Genomic DNA, 17815 nt, shown 5'->3' with positions numbered 1-17815 from the left:
CTTAAAAGCCCTATGAAAGTGCTTATAATTCTTTGAAAATCTAAGACATAAAAAAAGCAGGTTTTAAAACCTGCTTTCGTATTATTTATCTTTTAAATCCTTTTCATCTTTATCCTTGTCTTTGTCTTCGGTATCAGTAGCTTTTTTAAACTCTTTCATTCCTTGACCGAGGCCTTTCATTAATTCAGGAATTTTTTTACCCCCAAACAAAAGTACGAGTGCAAATACAATGATAACAACTTGCCATGGTCCAACCATTCCGGCTATTACAAAAAGGTTCATAAGTTTTTTTTTAAGAATTATTCCTCACAAATATAACATTTTCACATAAAGTATCAATACATATATCTGAAACACATATCAATCATCTTAATTGAAAGCCTTCATGATATCATTGGCATTGGCAAAAATTAGCAAACCAAATAAAAGAACCATACCTCCAATTTGAGCATATTCCATAAATTTCTCCCCTGGCTTACGACGTGTAATAATTTCGTACAATAAGAACATCACATGACCACCATCTAAAGCTGGTATAGGTAGAATGTTCATAATTGCCAATATAATCGATAAGAAAGCTGTTAGGTTCCAGAATGCATGCCAATCCCAAACTCCTGGGAAAATACTGGCAATAGTACCAAAACCACCAATTGATTTATAGCCTTTAGCTTCTGAAGAAAAGATCAACTTAAATTGTTTCAAATACGACTGTAATTTATCAACCCCTTTGTTTATACCAGCAGGAATCGCTTCTAAAAAGCTATATTCAATTGCAGCGAATTCAAAATGATTATAAGGTTTCATCGAGACACCTAGTAAAGCGTCTTCTCCTAATTTAGCATTGAACTCATGGGTCGTATCACCACGCTTCACCTTAAGAGCAACAGCTTTTCCTTTATGACTTTGAAGATAAGCCAGATATTCATCAAAATATTGAATATTCTTTCCATCGATTAAAAGCAATTCATCACCTTTTTTAAGACCGGCAATCTTAGCTACAGACTCATCCGAAAAACGAGCTATTATAAAGGGGTTCAATGGTATTCTTGGTGTTATAACCGGGCTCATTGAAAAACCTTTACTACTCTTAGCTAACAAGTCTGGCACAAAAGTAGATGGGATAGCAATATCTATCATACTCCCATTACGCTCAACCTGCATGCTTTTAGGATCATTCAGAAGAATATTGATTAAAATATCCGAGTATTTCTCTTGTTTCTGATGATCCAATTCTAGAATTTTATCACCATTTTGCAATCCAATACTCTGTGCAATAGAGTCGCAAACATAACCGTATTTCACATTCTCAGCAGGAAGATATTCATCTCCCCAAGCAAATAGAACTGCGATATAAATTGTAAAAGCTAAAATAAAATTCACCAATACACCACCAACCATGATTAATAAACGTTGGTAAGCTGGTTTTGAACGAAACTCATAGGGCTCAGGTGGCAATGCCATTTGTTCCTTATCCATCGATTCGTCTATCATACCCGATATCTTCACATAGCCTCCTAATGGAATCCATCCAATACCGTATTCTGTATCCCCTTTTTTATATTTAAAAAGAGAGAAACCTGGGTTAAAAAACATATAGAATTTCTCTACACGAGCTTTAAATAATTTTGCAAAAACAAAGTGTCCTAATTCGTGGAGAACCACCAAAATAGACAGACTCAGAAGAAACTGAGATACTCTAATTAATATTTCCATTAAATTTCAATTATCAGATTCATTAGCCCAAAACATATAGGGCATTATCATTGATTAAAAAATCACGACAAGGTAAGAATATTATAGCAAAGAGGCTGCCAATTGTCTAACTTCAAAATCACTAGCAACATAATCCTCGTAAACTGGATGAGAAATAAAACTAGCTTTCTGCATACAAGTTTCAATAATATCACTCATTTGAAGAAAACCAACTTGATCTTTCAAAAAAGCTTCAACCATTATCTCATTGGCTGCATTTATAATACAAGGCATATTGCCACCTTGTTTCATAGCTTCATAAGCAAGAGCTAGATTTCTAAAACTTTCAGTATCTGCTGACTCAAAAGTCAAATTAGGATAATCTAAAAAATTAAACCTTTCAAAGCTTGTTTTCAGACGTTTAGGGTAGGTTAATGCAAACTGAATTGGCAATTTCATATCGGGCAATCCCATTTGAGCTTTCATAGAAGAATCTTCAAATTGGACCAAAGAATGAACGATAGATTGAGGATGTACAATCACATCAACCTGCTCAGGTTTCAAATCAAAAAGCCACTTGGCTTCAATCACCTCAAAGCCCTTATTCATCATACTGGCAGAGTCTATGGTGATTTTTGCACCCATATCCCAATTGGGATGTTTCAAGGCTTGTTTAGAAGTAACCGTTTCAAGGAATTTTCGATCTTTCCCTCTAAAAGGACCACCTGATGCTGTTAGGTATATCTTCTCAACAGGATTTTCGAATTCACCAATTAAACATTGAAAAATAGCTGAATGTTCTGAATCAACAGGATAGATACTAACGCCATTCTCTAAAGCTAATCTCTGAATAATCTCTCCTGCAACAACAAGTGTTTCCTTATTAGCAAGAGCAATATTCTTTTTAGCTTCTATAGCTTTAATAGTCGGTAACAGTCCGGAATATCCCACCATAGCCGTTACAACCACATCTATTGATGACATGCTTACAACTTGTGCAATTGCTTCACTCCCTGCATATACTTTAATATCTTCGTCCTTTAGAGCTTCGGATAGCTGTTGGTATTTATCTTCTCTTGCAATAACAACCACATTGGGTTGATATTTCTTTGCCTGTGCAACCAACAAGTCCACATTATTATTTGCTGTTAAAACATCAACAACAAACAATTCTGGATTAGCGTCAACTACCTCTAAAGTTTGCGTTCCAATAGAACCCGTAGATCCTAAGATTGCAATATGTTTACTCATTTAGTCCCTTGCTTTTGATTTGCTTATCCTATCAATAAAATTCACTGATAGAATCTAAAACTTGATATAATTTTCAGGATTTAGAGCTTTACCGTTATGCCATAACTCAAAATGCAAATGAGGACCAGAAGTCAACTCACCTGAATTTCCAAGTATCGCAATAGCTTCACCAGCTCTTACAAACTCTCCTGGTTTTTTCAATAATTCTTGATTGTGCTTATAAATAGATACGAGGTCTTTTCCATGCTGAATTTGGATCACATAACCCGTATTCAAAGTCCATTCAGCAAAAATAACAGTACCATCAAGCACTGCTGAAATTCTTTCATTTAATGGCCCCACCACATCAACACCATAATGACCTGCTAAGCCATCATATGAATTAGATATCATTCCTTTCATGGGTGTGAAGAAATGGATACTTGAAATTCCTCTTGCTTTATTTTCTCCAGAAATGGTCAAATTGAATTTCTCCTCAGCTTCGTGCTCTTTTCTGAATATGGAATCATTTTCAGACTGAGTAAACTGTAAGCCTTTGTATTTAGGGTCAACTATGGAATCAGCTTTGCTTTGAACCGTATTGTCGAAATCATTTCCAGAAATAACATTCTTGATTCCTGTAAAAAACCGATCACGCTTCTCTAATTCTGAAGTTAAGGAATCAACTAAAGTCGCATTCTGTTCTATAGTACGGCGCATCTGGCCATCAGGGTAACCTGGAATATATTCACGTAAAGGTGTAAAAGCAATCAATATAGTAATAAGAGCAATCAGCACAATTGAAAATAAACCAGTTACAGTAAACACATTCAATCTAGATAGTCGAAAAGACAATGCTTCCTCAAAAGTACTCTCATTTGAAATCGTTAAACGGTATTTATTACGGAGCTTTTTTATGATTGCTTGTTTCTCTTTTACTTCACCCATACTTACATAAATTTGATTGACTAATACATCAATAGACTCTGTCAAAACTCGAAAGGCAAAGTTATAAGAATTAAGCAAATTATGAGTGAAGCTATTCCGAAATAAAAATTGAAGTCTAAATAGATGTTTTAAAGCAGTTTTACAAATATCACAAGAAGTAGGTATTGTAAGAGAATTTGAAAGCATCTATGTTTGCATCGTCGAAAGATTTAAACTTTATAATGTTTGATGGAATTCTTTAGAAAGATAAAAATTGCTGTGCTGATAGCGCTACTTCCTGCAATGCTTGCATTGACTGGGAATGCTATCTTCAACATGCATTTCCACAAACAAACGAATGGTCATATACTTGTTCATGCTCATCCTATGCAGGATAACGGAACACAGAAAGGAACCAGCCATTCACACTCTTGTAATGACTGCGTTTCAATTCATCACTTGACCAGTTTACTATTTGTTGCCTTAACTGCTCTTATCCTGAGCTTGATATTCGAGAAACAACTTAAACGCGTTCAGTTTGAATCTTTACAAGTAAAATTTGGCTATACAGCCAGTCTTCTAAACAATAGACCGCCTCCTTTCTTGGCCTAATTGCCTTGATTTTTCAGATTAACTCTTTTCGGATTGATATTCTTCATCATGCCTATGGTCTTTTTAAGCAAGACTATAAAATCATATATATGCACCGAAGAATGTGGTTTATTTCATAAGATTAGCTGAATTACAAGCCAAAATCTATTTCCAATTTCGTTTTAACGACCAATTTACCAGGTCATACAGTCACAAGCTTTGTATGATATTCAGCTCATACTTGAACTGCATATCCATATAGATATGCTTGTGCTTGCGTCATACTAACACAAACAAAAACTACATAATGAAGATTATCGCTAAATTATGCCTTAGCTTAGTTCTAATAGCATCTATTTCTCTAGTATCACATGCTAAGAATAACACAACTAGTATAAAGGGAAAAGTTGTTAATATTGCTAGCAACGAACCCGTATCCTTTGCCAGTGTTGCTCTAGAAGGAACCTCAATTGGCGCTGTTACCAATTTCGAAGGGGAATTTGAAATTTTGAATGTTCCTGCCGGGCACTGTCATATCATTGTAAGCTGTGTCGGTTTTCGTGCTGACAAGAAACACTTTGATGTTAAACTTGGACAAGCGAACACGCTTACATTCAAAATGAATGAAGACTTTATAGGTCTCGATCAGGTTGTGGTTACTGCCGATAGAAATCAGATTTCAAGAAAAGATGCGCCTGTCGTTGTCAATTCTATAGGTTCCAAACTTCTTAATAATACTGCAGCTTCAACTATGGCAGATGGCCTAATGTTTTCACCTGGTTTGCGTGTTGAGAATGATTGTAACAATTGCGGATTCTCACAGGTTAGAATGAACGGATTGGAAGGCCCTTATACACAGATTTTAATCAATTCTCGTCCAATATTTAGTGGTTTAGCGGGCGTTTATGGCTTAGAGCATATTCCACCAAGTATGATTCAGCGTATTGAAGTTGTACGTGGAGGAGGATCAGCCCTATTCGGAGGAAATGCCATTGCTGGGACTATTAATGTGATCACAAAAGATCCTATAAGTAATTCATTTAAAGTTGGAGCTAAATATAGCAGTGTTGGTACTGGGGTAAGCGCTAGTGACAGTCCTGCTGGCGATATTCTAGTTGATTTCAACGCGTCTATTGTTTCTGATGATAACAAATCAGGCATCTTCCTTTTCGGAATGAAACGTAATAAAGAAGCATGGGATGCTAATAAAGATGGTTTCTCTGATATCGTAGAATTAAAAAACTTGAGTGCAGGTTTCAATGCCTTCCATCGCTTAAGCGATTTGTCTAAACTAAGTATGGAATACCATGTTGTTGATGAATTCCGCAGAGGTGGTGATCAACTGAATTTACCTGCACATATGTCTCTAATTGCTGAACAAGTAGAACACAATATCAATTCAGGAAGTATTACTCTAGATCAATTTTTCTCAAAAGAAAGAATCAGTAAACTTTCAGTATATGCATCAGCCCAACATATCGACAGAGAATCGTATTATGGTGCCGCTCGCTTGAAAGATGAAAATGGAATCGACCTTTCAAAACCAATCTTCGATAACAGTTCATACGGCGCAACTGAAGATCTAGCTATATCTGCAGGTGTTCAACTCTTTAGTCATTCAGAAAATTTACTTTTCGCTCCAGCTGATATCACTTTGGGTTTCGAGAATGTGTACAATAAGCTAAAGGATAAAAAACTGGCTTATATGGACTACACTACAAATACAATTGTACCAACTACGATTATTGCTAATCAAAGTTCTAATACGATTGGCGCCTATGCACAAAGTAAATGGGATTTGGGTTTTGCAAGTTTTCTTCTAGGTGCCAGAATGGATTCGTATAGAATTAAAAACTCTGTTGATAATTCTGAAATCAACAATACGGTTATCAGTCCACGTGCCAATATGCTATTTAAATTGGATGATGCCATGCAATTGCGTTTTAGTTATGCCAGAGGATTTCGCGCTCCACAAATATTCGATGAAGATTTACATATCGAAGCATCTGCTGCACGTCGTGTGATTCACAAGCTTTCAGAAAATCTTAAGGAAGAATCCTCAAACTCTTATACGATATCTTACGATGTAGACAAGAGTTTTGGAAAGGTACAATCCTACTTTTTAGCTGAAGGTTTTTACACAGACTTGAATAATTCATTTGTGAACGAATACAGCACCAATGACGAGAATGGTAATTTGGTTGCTTATCGTAAAAATTCAAAAGGAGCCATTGTAAAAGGGATTAATCTTGAATTTAAAGTAGCTCCCTCATACAAACTCGATTTCCAAATGGGGATGACCTTCCAGACTAGTGAATACAAAGAAAAAATTGAACAGGGTGACTTAACAGAAATCAAGACCGATAAGATGTTAAGAACACCTAGCCATTACGGTTACTTCACTATGAACTGGAAACCTCTTCACGAATTTACAACGACTCTATCTGGTAGCTATTCTGGATCGATGGATATGATTCACTTCGGAGTTGAAAAAGATGCAAATGGTGTAGCAACAGGCGATCAGCTTGTAAAAAGTGGTGAGTTTATGGATTTAGGTATCAACTTTGCTTACCATTTCGATTTGGGTGGTGATGTCAAATTAGAGTTCGATCTTGGAATGAAAAATATTTTCAACTCTTTCCAAGATGATTTCGACAAAGGAGCTTATCGTGATGCCAGCTGGGTTTATGGACCACTTAACCCTCGCACCATCTATTTTGGAATAAAATTGGGAAACTTACTATAGTGAGTAAATCCAAATAATATAAGTGATTCTATCGGTTAGAATCTAGCGGGGTATAAACTTTAGGGTTTTGCTCCGCTTCTTTTTTTATTGGGAGTGCTGATCTTTTTATAAATTGCAAGCATTACAAACCAACTAAAAGAAAATGTTTAGAAAATTCATCCTTCTATTAAGTGTTCTCTACCTGACATCCTGTGCGGAACTACAAACCATTGTAAACGAATATGCCGTGGAGCAAAACAAACCTCTAACATCATTCGATGTATCGCAAGGTTTAAAAGAAGCTTTACTTATTGGGAGCAAACAGGCTTCAAACATACTTTCCATCGAGGATGGATTCTATAAGGATGAGCTAGTTAAAATTTTGCTTCCTCCCGAAGCACAAACCATTAGTAAGCACATTAAAATGGTTCCAGGAGGTGAAGATTTAGTGAATAAGGTGGTTCTAAGATTAAATCGTGCTGCTGAGGATGCTGTTGTTGAGGCCGCTCCTATCTTCGCATCTGCCATATCAGAAATGACCATTCAAGATGCTTTTGGAATTCTAAAAGGTGATAAAAACGCAGCAACTCAATATCTGAAAAATAAAAGTTACTCGAAATTGAGAGATCTATTCTTGCCAAAAGTAAAAACCTCACTGGATAAAAAATTATTGGCCAATATATCAACCAATGAATCCTGGGATATGCTAACAGGAACCTATAATAAAGTCGCTGGAAGTTTTGCTGGTAAAATTGCCAACCTTAAATCGGTAAATACCCCACTAGACGAATATGTGACCAACAAAGCTCTTGATGCACTCTTTTTGAAAGTTGCTGAAGAAGAATTGCAGATCAGAAAAGATCCTATGAAACGTGTCAGCTCCATTCTGAAAAAAGTATTTAGTCAGCAAGATTAATAAATAACAAAAGGCAGATCCCAACCGATCTGCCTTTCTTCAAATAAGCTTAATTGTCAAGCACGATTCCATGAAAAGTAAAAGCCTGGCAAGTTTGTAAATATTCAAATTCAGGCAAGCCAGGAAGAGTTCTATTAATTAAGAACAATAATTCGATTGTCGGAATTTTGTAGTACTCCTAAGTCGCTTGATCAAAGATTAGGCGGCTTTTTTTGCAATTTAAAGCATCATTTTGCGTTAAAACAGTAAAAACCATTAAATTTGGTCCAATCATAACCGATAAACGTATTTTTAAATGAGCACAGATTTGAAGACAGAGAAGAAAGATCAGATTTATAAAATCGTATTAATTTCATTGGGAGTTATCTTACTCACCGTTTCTATACTTTTCCTAAAGACATATAGAGAGAACCGACAATATATTGCCGAGATTAAAATTGAAAAAGCAGATCTGGAAACAGAACTTAGAGACCTTTCTCAAAACTACGATTCACTACAAACAAGTAATGACACCTTGAACCAATTGCTTGTAACCGAGAAAGGGAAAATTGACGAATTATTAGAAAGAATGCGAGTTTTCAGAAATAACTCATATTTCGAAATCAACAAATACAAAAAAGAAATTGGAACACTCAAAGGCGTTTTACGTTCATATGTGATTCAGATTGACTCTTTAAATAGTAAAAACATAGAACTTAACGCTGAAAACATCCGCGTTAAAAAGCAAATTTCATGGGTAAAAGAGCGCAATGAGAAATTAGAGAGCACAACAGAAAATATGAAAGAGCTTATCTCAAAGGCTTCGGCTCTTGATGCTGTTGCTATTAATTGTTCCCCAATCAACAAAAAAGGTCGTGAAATCAAGAAGATATCTAAAACGGTTAAGCTTAAAACGAGTTTCACCATTAGAAAGAATATCACCATCACGCCTGGCCTTAAAACAATCTTCGTAAGAATAGCTCGCCCCGATGAAGTGATACTAAGTAATCCTGAAGGCTTATTATTCGAATACGAAAACACACAAATAGCTTTTTCAGCTAAGCGTGATATTGAATTTGAAGGTAACGAACTTGAGGTTTCTATTTTCTGGGATAACGATGGTAGCCTTATAAAAGGAGAATATACTTTAGATCTTTTCTCGGAAGGTATTCATATTGGGAATGCCAAGTTTAGATTGAAATAAACAGATATATAGACTCATATTCTTTGACAAAGGTTTAAGAATATGAGTTTTTTTTAATACAATAAAAAGAGCATCAACTTAATAATCCAAGGTGCTAGAATGGCTGTCAACACCCCATTCAATGCCATTCCCAATCCGCCAAAAGCACTAAAATCAGGACCTCTCTCGGCTAATGCTGGCCGTACCCAAAGCATGGGCAGTCGCCCCTAAACTCAGACCTACCGACTTGGGATCATTAACGCCTATTAATTTCAAGTAAGTTTGACCCAATATAGCCCCCAAAACACCTACTACTATAACAAAAGCAACTGTTAAAGAAGGAATTCCACCCATTTGCTTCGATACTTCAATTGCTATGGGTGTTGTCACCGACTTGGGAGCTAAAGAAATCATCGTAGTCTTTGATGCTCCAAATACATAAGCAGTCATAAATACAGATACTATACCTGTTATACTTCCCGCTAGCATCGAGAAAAGAATCTTCTTAAAATCAGCTTTAATCTCACCTAAGAAACTATATAGAGCATATCCCAAAGCAATAACCGACGGTGCCAACCAGAAACTAATTATTTGAGTATTTTGCTCATAATCTTCGTAAGAAGTATCAGTAAGCAAGAGAAAACTAATCACAACAAGTATTGTGATTAAAATTGGGTTCAATAGAGGTGATTTATATTTTATTTGCAATTTTTTAGATAGGATAAATACAGTCAAGGTCAAGCAGACATGAACCAATGGTGAATTTAGAAGCTCTTCCATTAGGATCTTTTTTTCATGATTAAACCAACGACAGTCATAACTAATACAGCACTTACAATAATAGCCACCGAAATCGGTAGCCACTCTTGTTTTAAAATGCGATAATGGCACATTAAACCGACTCCAGCCGGAATAAAAAACATAGCCATATTATTTAGCAGGAAATTAGCGACATCCTTAACATCCTTTGTTCTTATCAACTTTAATTCTAAGCCTACTACTAATAATAACATCCCAATAATACTGCCTGAAAGTGGCAAGTGACTGTAATAGGATATCAATTCTCCTAATAGCCATAAGCCTAAAAATATTACAACTTGCTTTATTAAAATCATGCACAAAAGTAATCTTTCAAATTCTCACAAAGCCACCAAAATAGAAAAATCCACCCTTAGAGGTGGATTAATCACTTGTAAAAAAACGTGTATTTTATTGTAAATCCATTTTTATTTAAAAAGTGTTCGTGAGCCAAAGGCTCTAAATCCAACTAACATCGAAACACATCCACTTTCAGTATCCTCAGGATTTGTATTTTGATCGACAATTACTCTAACTATAAACTCATCAGTACTTTCAACGGAAAAATCCCATGCATTCGTAAAGTCCTCATCTTTATTATCGTACAAAATATTATATTCGACATCCAAAAGTTGAAATCTTAACTTTCCAAGTTGATCTTCACCTTCAACCAAAACTCTATATTCCTGATCAGCGTAAAACGTTAATTGAAGCTCAGCTGTTTCTCCTTCTGATAAAACCGTATTATTAAGCTGTCCATTAAAAGTATAAGGGCTTAATAAAGGAATACAGTCTTTCTTAGTAAATTCATTACACTGAGAAAAAGCAAAACTCGAAATACAAGTTAATGCTATAATTAAAGTGATATATCTGTAAATTTTACTCATCCTTAAGATTATTATTTATCATTAAGACTCATTAAACAACTCTACATTTCCGTAATTCGTGCTCGAATTCTGTCATTAATAGTCTTCACATCATTCAAGATATTAGGAGGTACATTAAGTTTTGCCTTATTCCCAATGACTGCCTTACCTTTTTTAGAAATCAACTTAGCCTTCCCTGATTTTTCCTGAGCAATTTCTTTGAATTTTTCATTCAACTCTTTCAAATCTGGTAAGAAATCCTGAACTCTTTTTTCATCAGAGAACTGCTCCATAAGTGCCAATAAGTTTTTAACAGAAAAGCGTTGTTCAACAATTAGTTTTACCATATCGTTATGAGGAACCTCAGGATCTAAAATATTGGTTGCTAAATATAGCGTTTCAATCCAACCTCCAAAAATGATAAGAGCTGCGGTACTTCCTCGTTGATTTTCCTTTAGGTAGCTATCCGAATCAGTAAATGTCTCAGTAATGATTCTCAATAAAGAATCCTGATTTTGCAAGTTCTTCTCAAGGCGCTTAGCAATTACTCGCTCCCCTTCTTCAGGAATACCTAACTCACGTGTAAACTTTTTAACAACAACTAAAAATTTTGCGGCATCTTGATATTGCTCATAGATACGAATATAGCTTAAATCTGCACCATAAACTCCCATATTCAGAGCCTTATCAGCTTGAGTTAAGTAATTATCAGAGTTTGAACTTGGATTCAATAAATCTGGATGGTAAGGCAGATTCATTCTCTGTATAATAGTAGTCACCTCAACAGGTGATGGAACATTATAGAAAATATTCTTAACCTTCTTTAGACTTTGATTGTTGACAACCAATTCGTCCTTCACAGTAGAAGAATTAGTTTTAGTCTTATTTTGACAGGCTACCGAAACAAAGGAGAAACCTAGCAATATTAGAAAGTAAGACAAACGAATGCTAAATTTGAGCATAGTAGAATAATTTATTGCTTAAAATATTTCAATTCAATAAAACTAACCCATTTATCTCAATTTTTCAATTCCTGATCTGTATTTTTTAATTATTCGTAAAAAAAAACGAAGTTAATTCTATCAGTTTGGGTGACTTAAGCACTAATTTGTGTTGAAAAACCAGCGTCCTATAACATCTTTGCAATCTCTTCTAAATCTGCAAGTTCAACCTTCCTAAGTGTTTCTATTGGAGTATCTCTGAATATCGGATAAATCATCACTACCGAGCTTGTGTTTTTTTCAAATGTGGCAATCAAAAATCAATCTCATGCTGAGAAATATTTTTGATTCTTTTGCCCTTATATTCACCTTTAATAAATAAAGTCTGAATAGTAAGATTATCGCCAAATTTGATAAAATATTGACAGTTTTTTCAAGATTTTAAGTTTCTCCTGGCTTATATAAAGCAATAATAGTTTCTTCAAGATTCAAAAACCAGACTCACAATAGATACAATTTAAACGACGCAATTTACTAGCCTTATAAAATAAGTTAATACACAAAGAAAGCCCAAGCGTCTGCTCTTTACAGGAACAAATATAATTCTAGATTCATTTTCACCTTATTGAAAGGAAAAAAAACTATAACTAATACACCAATAATTTATTCACTTATATAACTTAGTATGAAACCATAAGGAGTAGATCAACAACAAAAACAATAATGCTTATGTTCTAATTATTTGAAAAAATATTCATTTTTTCACTTTTGATTACTAAGCTTTTAGTATATTTCTGCTGCTAATCAATTTTAATAAGAGGCTAGAATTTTTATCTTTGTTTTTATGCTAGAAATATCAAGGTATATTAAGGATTTATTGTTCATTCATGACTGTGTAATTCTTCCTGGTTTAGGTGGTTTTGTTGCCAACTATTGCCCTGCCGAAGAAAACCCACTGACTAATGAAATGCTTCCTCCATCAAAGGCTGTTAGTTTCAATCGAAACCTAAAACAGAATGATGGCTTGCTTATAAATTGTTTGGCTGAAGCTGAAAGATTATCTTATCCAGAAGCAGAGAGGGCAGTTGAGCTTTATATCGAAGACATTAGTGTTCGTTTACGTAGAAGTGAAAGAGTCGTTTTTAATGAACTAGGTGACTTGTTTTACAACAAGCGTCATAAATTACAATTCGAACCCGCTAAGGACATTAATTTTCTTGCTGATCTTTTTGGAATGGAAAGTTTCGAACTTCCAGATTTAATCTTCCAGGAAAATACTCAGATTCGATCTCTAATCATCAAAGAAAATATTTGGAACCGTTTTAGCCTTAAACGTAAAATATATGCAGCTGTTACGATTCCTTTCTTTTTAGGATTAGCATTAATCCCTGTGAATATTAGCAATTTTCAACATCAGTCAACTGCTTCATTCAGTTTAATGGAGAGTACTCCCGATGTTCAGAAAACAAAGTCAGTTAAGGTAAACGAGAAGATCTCTCCCATTAATGAATTGGTTAGTTTTGAGCCTAGAATCATCTATGCTAAGCCTAAGCATGCCATTAAGAATAAATCGGTAAAAGGAAAGTATTACTTGATAGCCGGTAGTTTCTCTAACATTGAGAATGCTAAGATTCTTAAAACTGTGATTGAAGCCAATTCATATCCTGCTAGAATTATTAAGAATAAAAATCTTTATGCGGTTGCCTTAAACAAATTCAATTCAAAAAAAGAAGCTGATCGTTTCCGCAAAAAAGTATTACAAAAGAACCCGAATGCATCTTGCTGGGTTTTACAAAAATAAAAATCATTTCGATCAAAATATTTCAAGGAGCTTCCATAAATGGTGGCTCCTTTTTAATTTCCATCAAATCCTAAATCAAATATTTCTTTAATAGAAGCTTCTAGTATAAAAGAAGCGAACTCAGATGATACAATAATTATTACCTTTGTCGGAATTTGAATGATCATCCCTGATAGTCAGGAATTAAAATATTATACGGATAAAATCATGAGCGATAATAAAGTCAGAGTTCGATTTGCCCCTAGTCCAACAGGACCTTTACATATGGGAGGTGTTAGAACAGCCCTTTTCAACTATTTGTTTGCCCGTAAGCACGGGGGAGATTTCCTATTGCGTATCGAAGATACCGATCAGACACGTTATGTGCCAGGTGCTGAAGATTATATTGCTGAAGCCTTAAAATGGTGTGGCATTACAATTGATGAAGGTGCAACTGTAGGTGGAGAATATGGTCCATACCGTCAGTCTGAGAGAAAACCAATGTATCGTGAGTATGCAGATAAGTTAATTGCTTCTGGGGATGCCTATTACGCTTTTGATACAGCGGAAGAATTGGACGCTATTCGTAATGAATATGAGTCTGAAAAGAAAACCTTTACATATAACCCTGATACTCGTGGTAACTTGAATAATTCCTTAGCATTAAGCGCTGATGAAGTTCAAGCTAAAATCGAAGCTGGTACACCTTACGTTGTTCGTTTTAAGATGCCAGTAAACGAAGAGCTACATCTTGATGATGAGATTAGAAAGCACGTTGTATTCAACAGTTCTGCTCTTGACGACAAGGTTCTTTTCAAATCGGATGGCATGCCTACTTACCACCTAGCTAATGTGGTAGATGATTATTTGATGAAGATATCTCACGTGATTCGTGGCGAAGAATGGTTACCATCTATGCCTCTTCACGTATTATTATACAAGAAATTAGGCTGGGAAGCTGAGATGCCAAAGTTTGCTCACCTTCCACTTATTCTTAAACCAGTTGGAAAAGGTAAGCTAAGCAAGCGCGATGGCGATAAACTTGGATTCCCTGTATTCCCATTGCTTTGGAAAGATCCAAAAACTCAGGATATTTCATCTGGTTACCGTGAGGATGGTTATTTCCCAGAAGCATTTGTAAACATGCTTGCACTTTTAGGTTGGAACCCAGGAACAGAGCAAGAGATTTTCTCTATGGAAGAGCTTTCAGAAGCTTTCTCTTTAGAAAGAGTGGGTAAATCAGGTTCTAAGTTCGACCCTGAGAAAACAAAATGGTTCAACCGCCAATACTTAATGACTAAGTCTGACGAAGAAATTGGCCAATTATTCAGTAAAGAGGTTCTTGCTGAAAAAGGCATTGAAGCAGATTCAAATAAAGTAACTCGAGTTTGTGGCATGGTAAAAGACCGTGTAGACTTTGTTGCAGAACTTTGGGATCAAGTCAACTTCTTCTTTGAAGCTCCTATAGAGTTCGATGCTAAAACGGCTAAAAAAGCTTGGAAGGCTGATGCTCCTGAGCTTATGCAAGAGCTAAAGACTATTTTATGTGATATCTCAGACTTCTCCTCGGCGAATACTGAAACCATCGTAAAAGAATGGATTACCGCTAAGGAAATTGGCTTTGGTAAAGTCATGAACCCATTCCGTCTTGCTATGGTTGGCGCTGGAAAAGGTCCACATATGTTCGATATTATTGAGCTATTAGGCAAGGAAGAAACTTTATCTCGTATCGATTTTGCTTGTGAAACTCTTTAGTTGTGAACTAATAACATCATAAGCACCATTGTTATTTAACATATCAAAGCCTTACAAATATTATAATATATTTGTAAGGCTTTTTTATATAAAAAATTGAAATGATAAGTATTTGTAAAATGAAAAAAACAATTCTATTATTAAGTCTCTCGGCTATTATGTTTTCATGTACAGACGACACCGAAGAGGATAACTCGGTCCCCAATGTTGATTTTAAATATGAAGTTGAAATTGATGAAATAAAAATATCTTATAATTCGAATAACATCGATGGTGATCTTCTTACATATGAATGGTCTACAGAATCAGAATTAGTCAAATTAGCAGATGTAAGTGATGTTTCAACATATTTTGAACTATCTGAGTCAAACCAAGAACAAAACATTGACATCACTCTAACTGTTAGTGATGTCGAATCTGAGAATTCTAGAACTAAAACGATCAGTATTCCAAAATTCACAGAAACAAGAAAAATTGGCTTAGGTGCAAAGCTGACTCAAGAAAAAAGCAATGATGTTGATTACGGATGGTATTTCGATCAAGCTAAAACAGGTAAACACGCTGGTGTTAATTGTGGTCCCACAAGTGTAACAATGGCCATTAAATGGGCTAACAAAAGCTTTTCAAATACTCCCGAGGATGCTAGATCCAAATACAGATCTCAAGGTGGATGGTGGTATACAGATGATATCATTAACTATTTAGATCTGAATAACATCTCAAATTACACTATCAAGCTACCTACGATTAATAAAGTAAAGGATGAATTGGACAAAGGAAATATTTTGATTATTTGTTTAGATATGTATTATATCAGTAATCAAAAAAAGGCCAACTGGCATGTTGATAAGTTTTATACCACACAAACAAAAGACTGGGGACACTTTATAATAGCCAAAGGATATAAGGTTGTTGATGGAAAGGTATTTTATGAAATTTATGATCCAAATGGATATGGAAATAAATACAGTGGTGGATCAAATAAGGGTGAGGGACGATATTATAGAGCAGAAGATTTAGATAAAGCAACCAATATTTGGTGGGATCATGCAATTGTAGTTACTCGCAATAAAACAAAAACGAAAGAAGGTGTTGATCCTACAACAATCGTTCATCAGAAAGGGCGATAATTGACAAAATCTGGTTTAATACTATACAGCATTTTTCAAAATGATACAAAAATAGCCTTGGAGATTCCAAGGCTATTTTAATATCTACTTATTTGAAAGTTCTTTCTATTATTTAGATGTTTCTTCGACAAAATACTTCTTGTGAAACAGAAGTATAAAGGTCACTCCAATTGTAATGTAAGAATCCGCTACATTAAATACTGGGCGGAAGAATACAAAATGCTCACCTCCCCAAACTGGAAACCAAGATGGGAAATTACCATCAACTAAAGGGAAATAAAGCATATCAACGACTTTACCATGTAGGAAAGAAGAATAACCTCCAGCCTCAGGTAAAAAGCTTGCTACTTGATAATAGCTATCATTAAAAATGACACCATAAAAAGCAGAATCTATAATATTTCCCATTGCTCCAGCAAAGATTAAACCGATAGATAAAATTAAGCCCTTAGGTGCTTTCTTCTTACAAATATCATTCAAATACCATCCAATTCCACATATAGCTACAATACGGAACAAGCTTAATAGAATTTTACCCCATTTACCTTCCAGCTCCATACCGAAAGCCATTCCATTATTCTCGATGAAATGAATAACAAACCAATCACCGAATACGGAGAACTCTTCCCCGAGCATCATGTGGGTTTTAATCCAAACTTTAAAAATTTGATCGAGTATTAAAAGCACAACAATAAAGAGTGCAGACTTTTTTATTAATGACATGCTATTGTTTTAATGTTAAGATTTCAGCGATGACTACTGGCAGTAATAAACACCTCCCTAGCTTGAAAAAACAAATCGCTGTTTAAAAACTGAATGCTTTTTCACTTTCAGAACAAACAGCCCCCGAATATAAACAAAAATGATTGGAAGACTTCTCTCCCAATCATCTTCTATATGTTATAATTTGTTATTGGATCTGCCTGTTCTTTGCATCAATACTTAATGTTGCATGAGGAACAGCACGTAGTCTTTCTTTAGAAATCAAATTTCCTGTCTCGCGACATACACCATAATTCTTATTCTCAATTCGAATAAGTGCAGCTTCCAAATGACTAATGAATTTTGCCTGACGCTGTGCTAATCTTCCAGCCTCTTCTTTCGACAAAGTTGAAGCACCTTCTTCTAAAACTTTAAAAGTTGGAGAAGTATCTTCAGTGTCGTTTCCTGAGCTATTTGAAATAACAGCCTTCAAGGTTTCATAATCTTTCTTAGCTTTTGCGAGTTTCTGGGTAATCAATTCTTTGAACTCCCCTAACTCTTCGTCTGTATAGCGTTTTTTTTCAGTCATAGATTTTGGAT

Annotated in this window: 17 protein-coding genes; 7 read left to right on the top strand and 10 right to left on the bottom strand. The window is 35.1% G+C overall.

Going from position 1 to position 17815, the window contains the following annotated elements; genetic code table 11:
• Positions 1–81: 81 nt before the first annotated feature.
• From tatA to ACXR6G_RS14765, 4 genes are all read right to left on the bottom strand, one after another.
• Positions 82–282, bottom strand: coding sequence for a twin-arginine translocase TatA/TatE family subunit (tatA, locus tag ACXR6G_RS14780; RefSeq protein WP_458362213.1), 201 nt, complete (start codon positions 280–282; stop codon positions 82–84).
• A gap of 87 nt (positions 283–369) precedes the next feature.
• On the bottom strand, positions 370–1713 hold the full coding sequence (gene rseP, locus ACXR6G_RS14775) for an RIP metalloprotease RseP (protein WP_458362212.1): 1344 nt from the start codon (positions 1711–1713) through the stop codon (positions 370–372).
• An 81-nt stretch (positions 1714–1794) separates the two neighbouring features.
• On the bottom strand, positions 1795–2943 hold the full coding sequence (locus tag ACXR6G_RS14770) for a 1-deoxy-D-xylulose-5-phosphate reductoisomerase (RefSeq protein WP_458362211.1): 1149 nt from the start codon (positions 2941–2943) through the stop codon (positions 1795–1797).
• Positions 2944–2997: 54 nt separating this feature from the next.
• Positions 2998–3870: a M23 family metallopeptidase gene (locus tag ACXR6G_RS14765; RefSeq protein WP_458362210.1), complete on the bottom strand. Its 873-nt coding sequence runs from the start codon at positions 3868–3870 to the stop codon at positions 2998–3000.
• Between the two features lie 228 nt (positions 3871–4098).
• On the opposite strand from ACXR6G_RS14765, the gene ACXR6G_RS14760 reads away from it, so the two are divergent.
• The 4 genes from ACXR6G_RS14760 to ACXR6G_RS14745 all read left to right on the top strand — a co-directional run bounded on the left by ACXR6G_RS14760 (position 4099) and on the right by ACXR6G_RS14745 (position 9264).
• A complete protein-coding gene (locus tag ACXR6G_RS14760; protein WP_458362209.1) occupies positions 4099–4461 on the top strand; it encodes a hypothetical protein in 363 nt (120 codons plus the stop codon).
• A 286-nt stretch (positions 4462–4747) separates the two neighbouring features.
• On the top strand, positions 4748–7186 hold the full coding sequence (locus ACXR6G_RS14755) for a TonB-dependent receptor (protein WP_458362208.1): 2439 nt from the start codon (positions 4748–4750) through the stop codon (positions 7184–7186).
• A 142-nt stretch (positions 7187–7328) separates the two neighbouring features.
• The gene (locus tag ACXR6G_RS14750) at positions 7329–8081 is read left to right on the top strand and encodes a DUF4197 domain-containing protein (RefSeq protein ID WP_458362207.1); all 753 of its coding nucleotides are present in this window, start codon (positions 7329–7331) and stop codon (positions 8079–8081) included.
• Between the two features lie 295 nt (positions 8082–8376).
• Positions 8377–9264 carry a hypothetical protein gene (locus ACXR6G_RS14745; RefSeq protein ID WP_458362206.1) on the top strand — a complete coding sequence of 296 codons (888 nt, stop codon included), beginning with the start codon at positions 8377–8379 and terminating at the stop codon, positions 9262–9264.
• Between the two features lie 153 nt (positions 9265–9417).
• Here ACXR6G_RS14745 and ACXR6G_RS14740 read toward each other — a convergent pair whose 3' ends face one another.
• The 4 genes from ACXR6G_RS14740 to ACXR6G_RS14725 form a co-directional block, all read right to left on the bottom strand.
• On the bottom strand, positions 9418–10023 hold the full coding sequence (locus ACXR6G_RS14740) for an LrgB family protein (protein WP_458362205.1): 606 nt from the start codon (positions 10021–10023) through the stop codon (positions 9418–9420).
• Positions 10023–10358 carry a CidA/LrgA family protein gene (locus ACXR6G_RS14735; protein WP_458362204.1) on the bottom strand — a complete coding sequence of 112 codons (336 nt, stop codon included), beginning with the start codon at positions 10356–10358 and terminating at the stop codon, positions 10023–10025. The genes ACXR6G_RS14740 and ACXR6G_RS14735 overlap by 1 nt, the downstream gene beginning before the upstream one ends.
• Positions 10359–10469: 111 nt before the next feature.
• Entirely contained in the window at positions 10470–10928 is a 459-nt protein-coding gene (locus ACXR6G_RS14730) for a hypothetical protein (RefSeq protein ID WP_458362203.1), read from the bottom strand.
• A gap of 41 nt (positions 10929–10969) precedes the next feature.
• Complete coding sequence (locus ACXR6G_RS14725; RefSeq protein ID WP_458362202.1) at positions 10970–11869, bottom strand: hypothetical protein; 900 nt, start codon at positions 11867–11869, stop codon at positions 10970–10972.
• Positions 11870–12692: 823 nt separating this feature from the next.
• Here ACXR6G_RS14725 and ACXR6G_RS14720 point away from each other — a divergent pair.
• The 3 genes from ACXR6G_RS14720 to ACXR6G_RS14710 all read left to right on the top strand — a co-directional run bounded on the left by ACXR6G_RS14720 (position 12693) and on the right by ACXR6G_RS14710 (position 16513).
• On the top strand, positions 12693–13649 hold the full coding sequence (locus ACXR6G_RS14720; protein ID WP_458362201.1) for an HU domain-containing protein: 957 nt from the start codon (positions 12693–12695) through the stop codon (positions 13647–13649).
• Between the two features lie 159 nt (positions 13650–13808).
• Positions 13809–15383 (top strand): glutamate--tRNA ligase, encoded by a 1575-nt coding sequence (gltX, locus tag ACXR6G_RS14715; protein WP_458362200.1) that lies wholly within the window; start codon positions 13809–13811, stop codon positions 15381–15383.
• Positions 15384–15502: 119 nt separating this feature from the next.
• Positions 15503–16513: a hypothetical protein gene (locus ACXR6G_RS14710; RefSeq protein ID WP_458362199.1), complete on the top strand. Its 1011-nt coding sequence runs from the start codon at positions 15503–15505 to the stop codon at positions 16511–16513.
• Between the two features lie 108 nt (positions 16514–16621).
• On the opposite strand, the gene ACXR6G_RS14705 is transcribed toward ACXR6G_RS14710, so the two are convergent.
• Positions 16622–17236 carry a lipoprotein signal peptidase gene (locus ACXR6G_RS14705; RefSeq protein WP_458362198.1) on the bottom strand — a complete coding sequence of 205 codons (615 nt, stop codon included), beginning with the start codon at positions 17234–17236 and terminating at the stop codon, positions 16622–16624.
• 187 nt (positions 17237–17423) lie between these two features.
• Positions 17424–17804, bottom strand: coding sequence for a TraR/DksA family transcriptional regulator (locus ACXR6G_RS14700; RefSeq protein ID WP_458362197.1), 381 nt, complete (start codon positions 17802–17804; stop codon positions 17424–17426).
• Between the last annotated feature and the right edge of the window lie 11 nt (positions 17805–17815).

The organism is Ancylomarina sp. YFZ004, from assembly GCF_054254355.1.
Note: the sequence above shows the minus strand (reverse complement) of the source record. Positions and strands in the feature narration are given on the sequence as shown.

Bases quoted from the DNA above. Each gene is read 5' to 3' on its own strand.
- tatA (WP_458362213.1), bottom strand. From the start codon at position 282: ATGAACCTTTTTGTAATAGCCGGAATGGTTGGACCATGGCAAGTTGTT.
- rseP (WP_458362212.1), bottom strand. From the start codon at position 1,713: ATGGAAATATTAATTAGAGTATCTCAGTTTCTTCTGAGTCTGTCTATT.
- ACXR6G_RS14770 (WP_458362211.1), bottom strand. From the start codon at position 2,943: ATGAGTAAACATATTGCAATCTTAGGATCTACGGGTTCTATTGGAACG.
- ACXR6G_RS14765 (WP_458362210.1), bottom strand. From the start codon at position 3,870: ATGGGTGAAGTAAAAGAGAAACAAGCAATCATAAAAAAGCTCCGTAAT.
- ACXR6G_RS14760 (WP_458362209.1), top strand. From the start codon at position 4,099: ATGGAATTCTTTAGAAAGATAAAAATTGCTGTGCTGATAGCGCTACTT.
- ACXR6G_RS14755 (WP_458362208.1), top strand. From the start codon at position 4,748: ATGAAGATTATCGCTAAATTATGCCTTAGCTTAGTTCTAATAGCATCT.
- ACXR6G_RS14750 (WP_458362207.1), top strand. From the start codon at position 7,329: ATGTTTAGAAAATTCATCCTTCTATTAAGTGTTCTCTACCTGACATCC.
- ACXR6G_RS14745 (WP_458362206.1), top strand. From the start codon at position 8,377: ATGAGCACAGATTTGAAGACAGAGAAGAAAGATCAGATTTATAAAATC.
- ACXR6G_RS14740 (WP_458362205.1), bottom strand. From the start codon at position 10,023: ATGGAAGAGCTTCTAAATTCACCATTGGTTCATGTCTGCTTGACCTTG.
- ACXR6G_RS14735 (WP_458362204.1), bottom strand. From the start codon at position 10,358: ATGATTTTAATAAAGCAAGTTGTAATATTTTTAGGCTTATGGCTATTA.
- ACXR6G_RS14730 (WP_458362203.1), bottom strand. From the start codon at position 10,928: ATGAGTAAAATTTACAGATATATCACTTTAATTATAGCATTAACTTGT.
- ACXR6G_RS14725 (WP_458362202.1), bottom strand. From the start codon at position 11,869: ATGCTCAAATTTAGCATTCGTTTGTCTTACTTTCTAATATTGCTAGGT.
- ACXR6G_RS14720 (WP_458362201.1), top strand. From the start codon at position 12,693: ATGCTAGAAATATCAAGGTATATTAAGGATTTATTGTTCATTCATGAC.
- gltX (WP_458362200.1), top strand. From the start codon at position 13,809: ATGATCATCCCTGATAGTCAGGAATTAAAATATTATACGGATAAAATC.
- ACXR6G_RS14710 (WP_458362199.1), top strand. From the start codon at position 15,503: ATGAAAAAAACAATTCTATTATTAAGTCTCTCGGCTATTATGTTTTCA.
- ACXR6G_RS14705 (WP_458362198.1), bottom strand. From the start codon at position 17,236: ATGTCATTAATAAAAAAGTCTGCACTCTTTATTGTTGTGCTTTTAATA.
- ACXR6G_RS14700 (WP_458362197.1), bottom strand. From the start codon at position 17,804: ATGACTGAAAAAAAACGCTATACAGACGAAGAGTTAGGGGAGTTCAAA.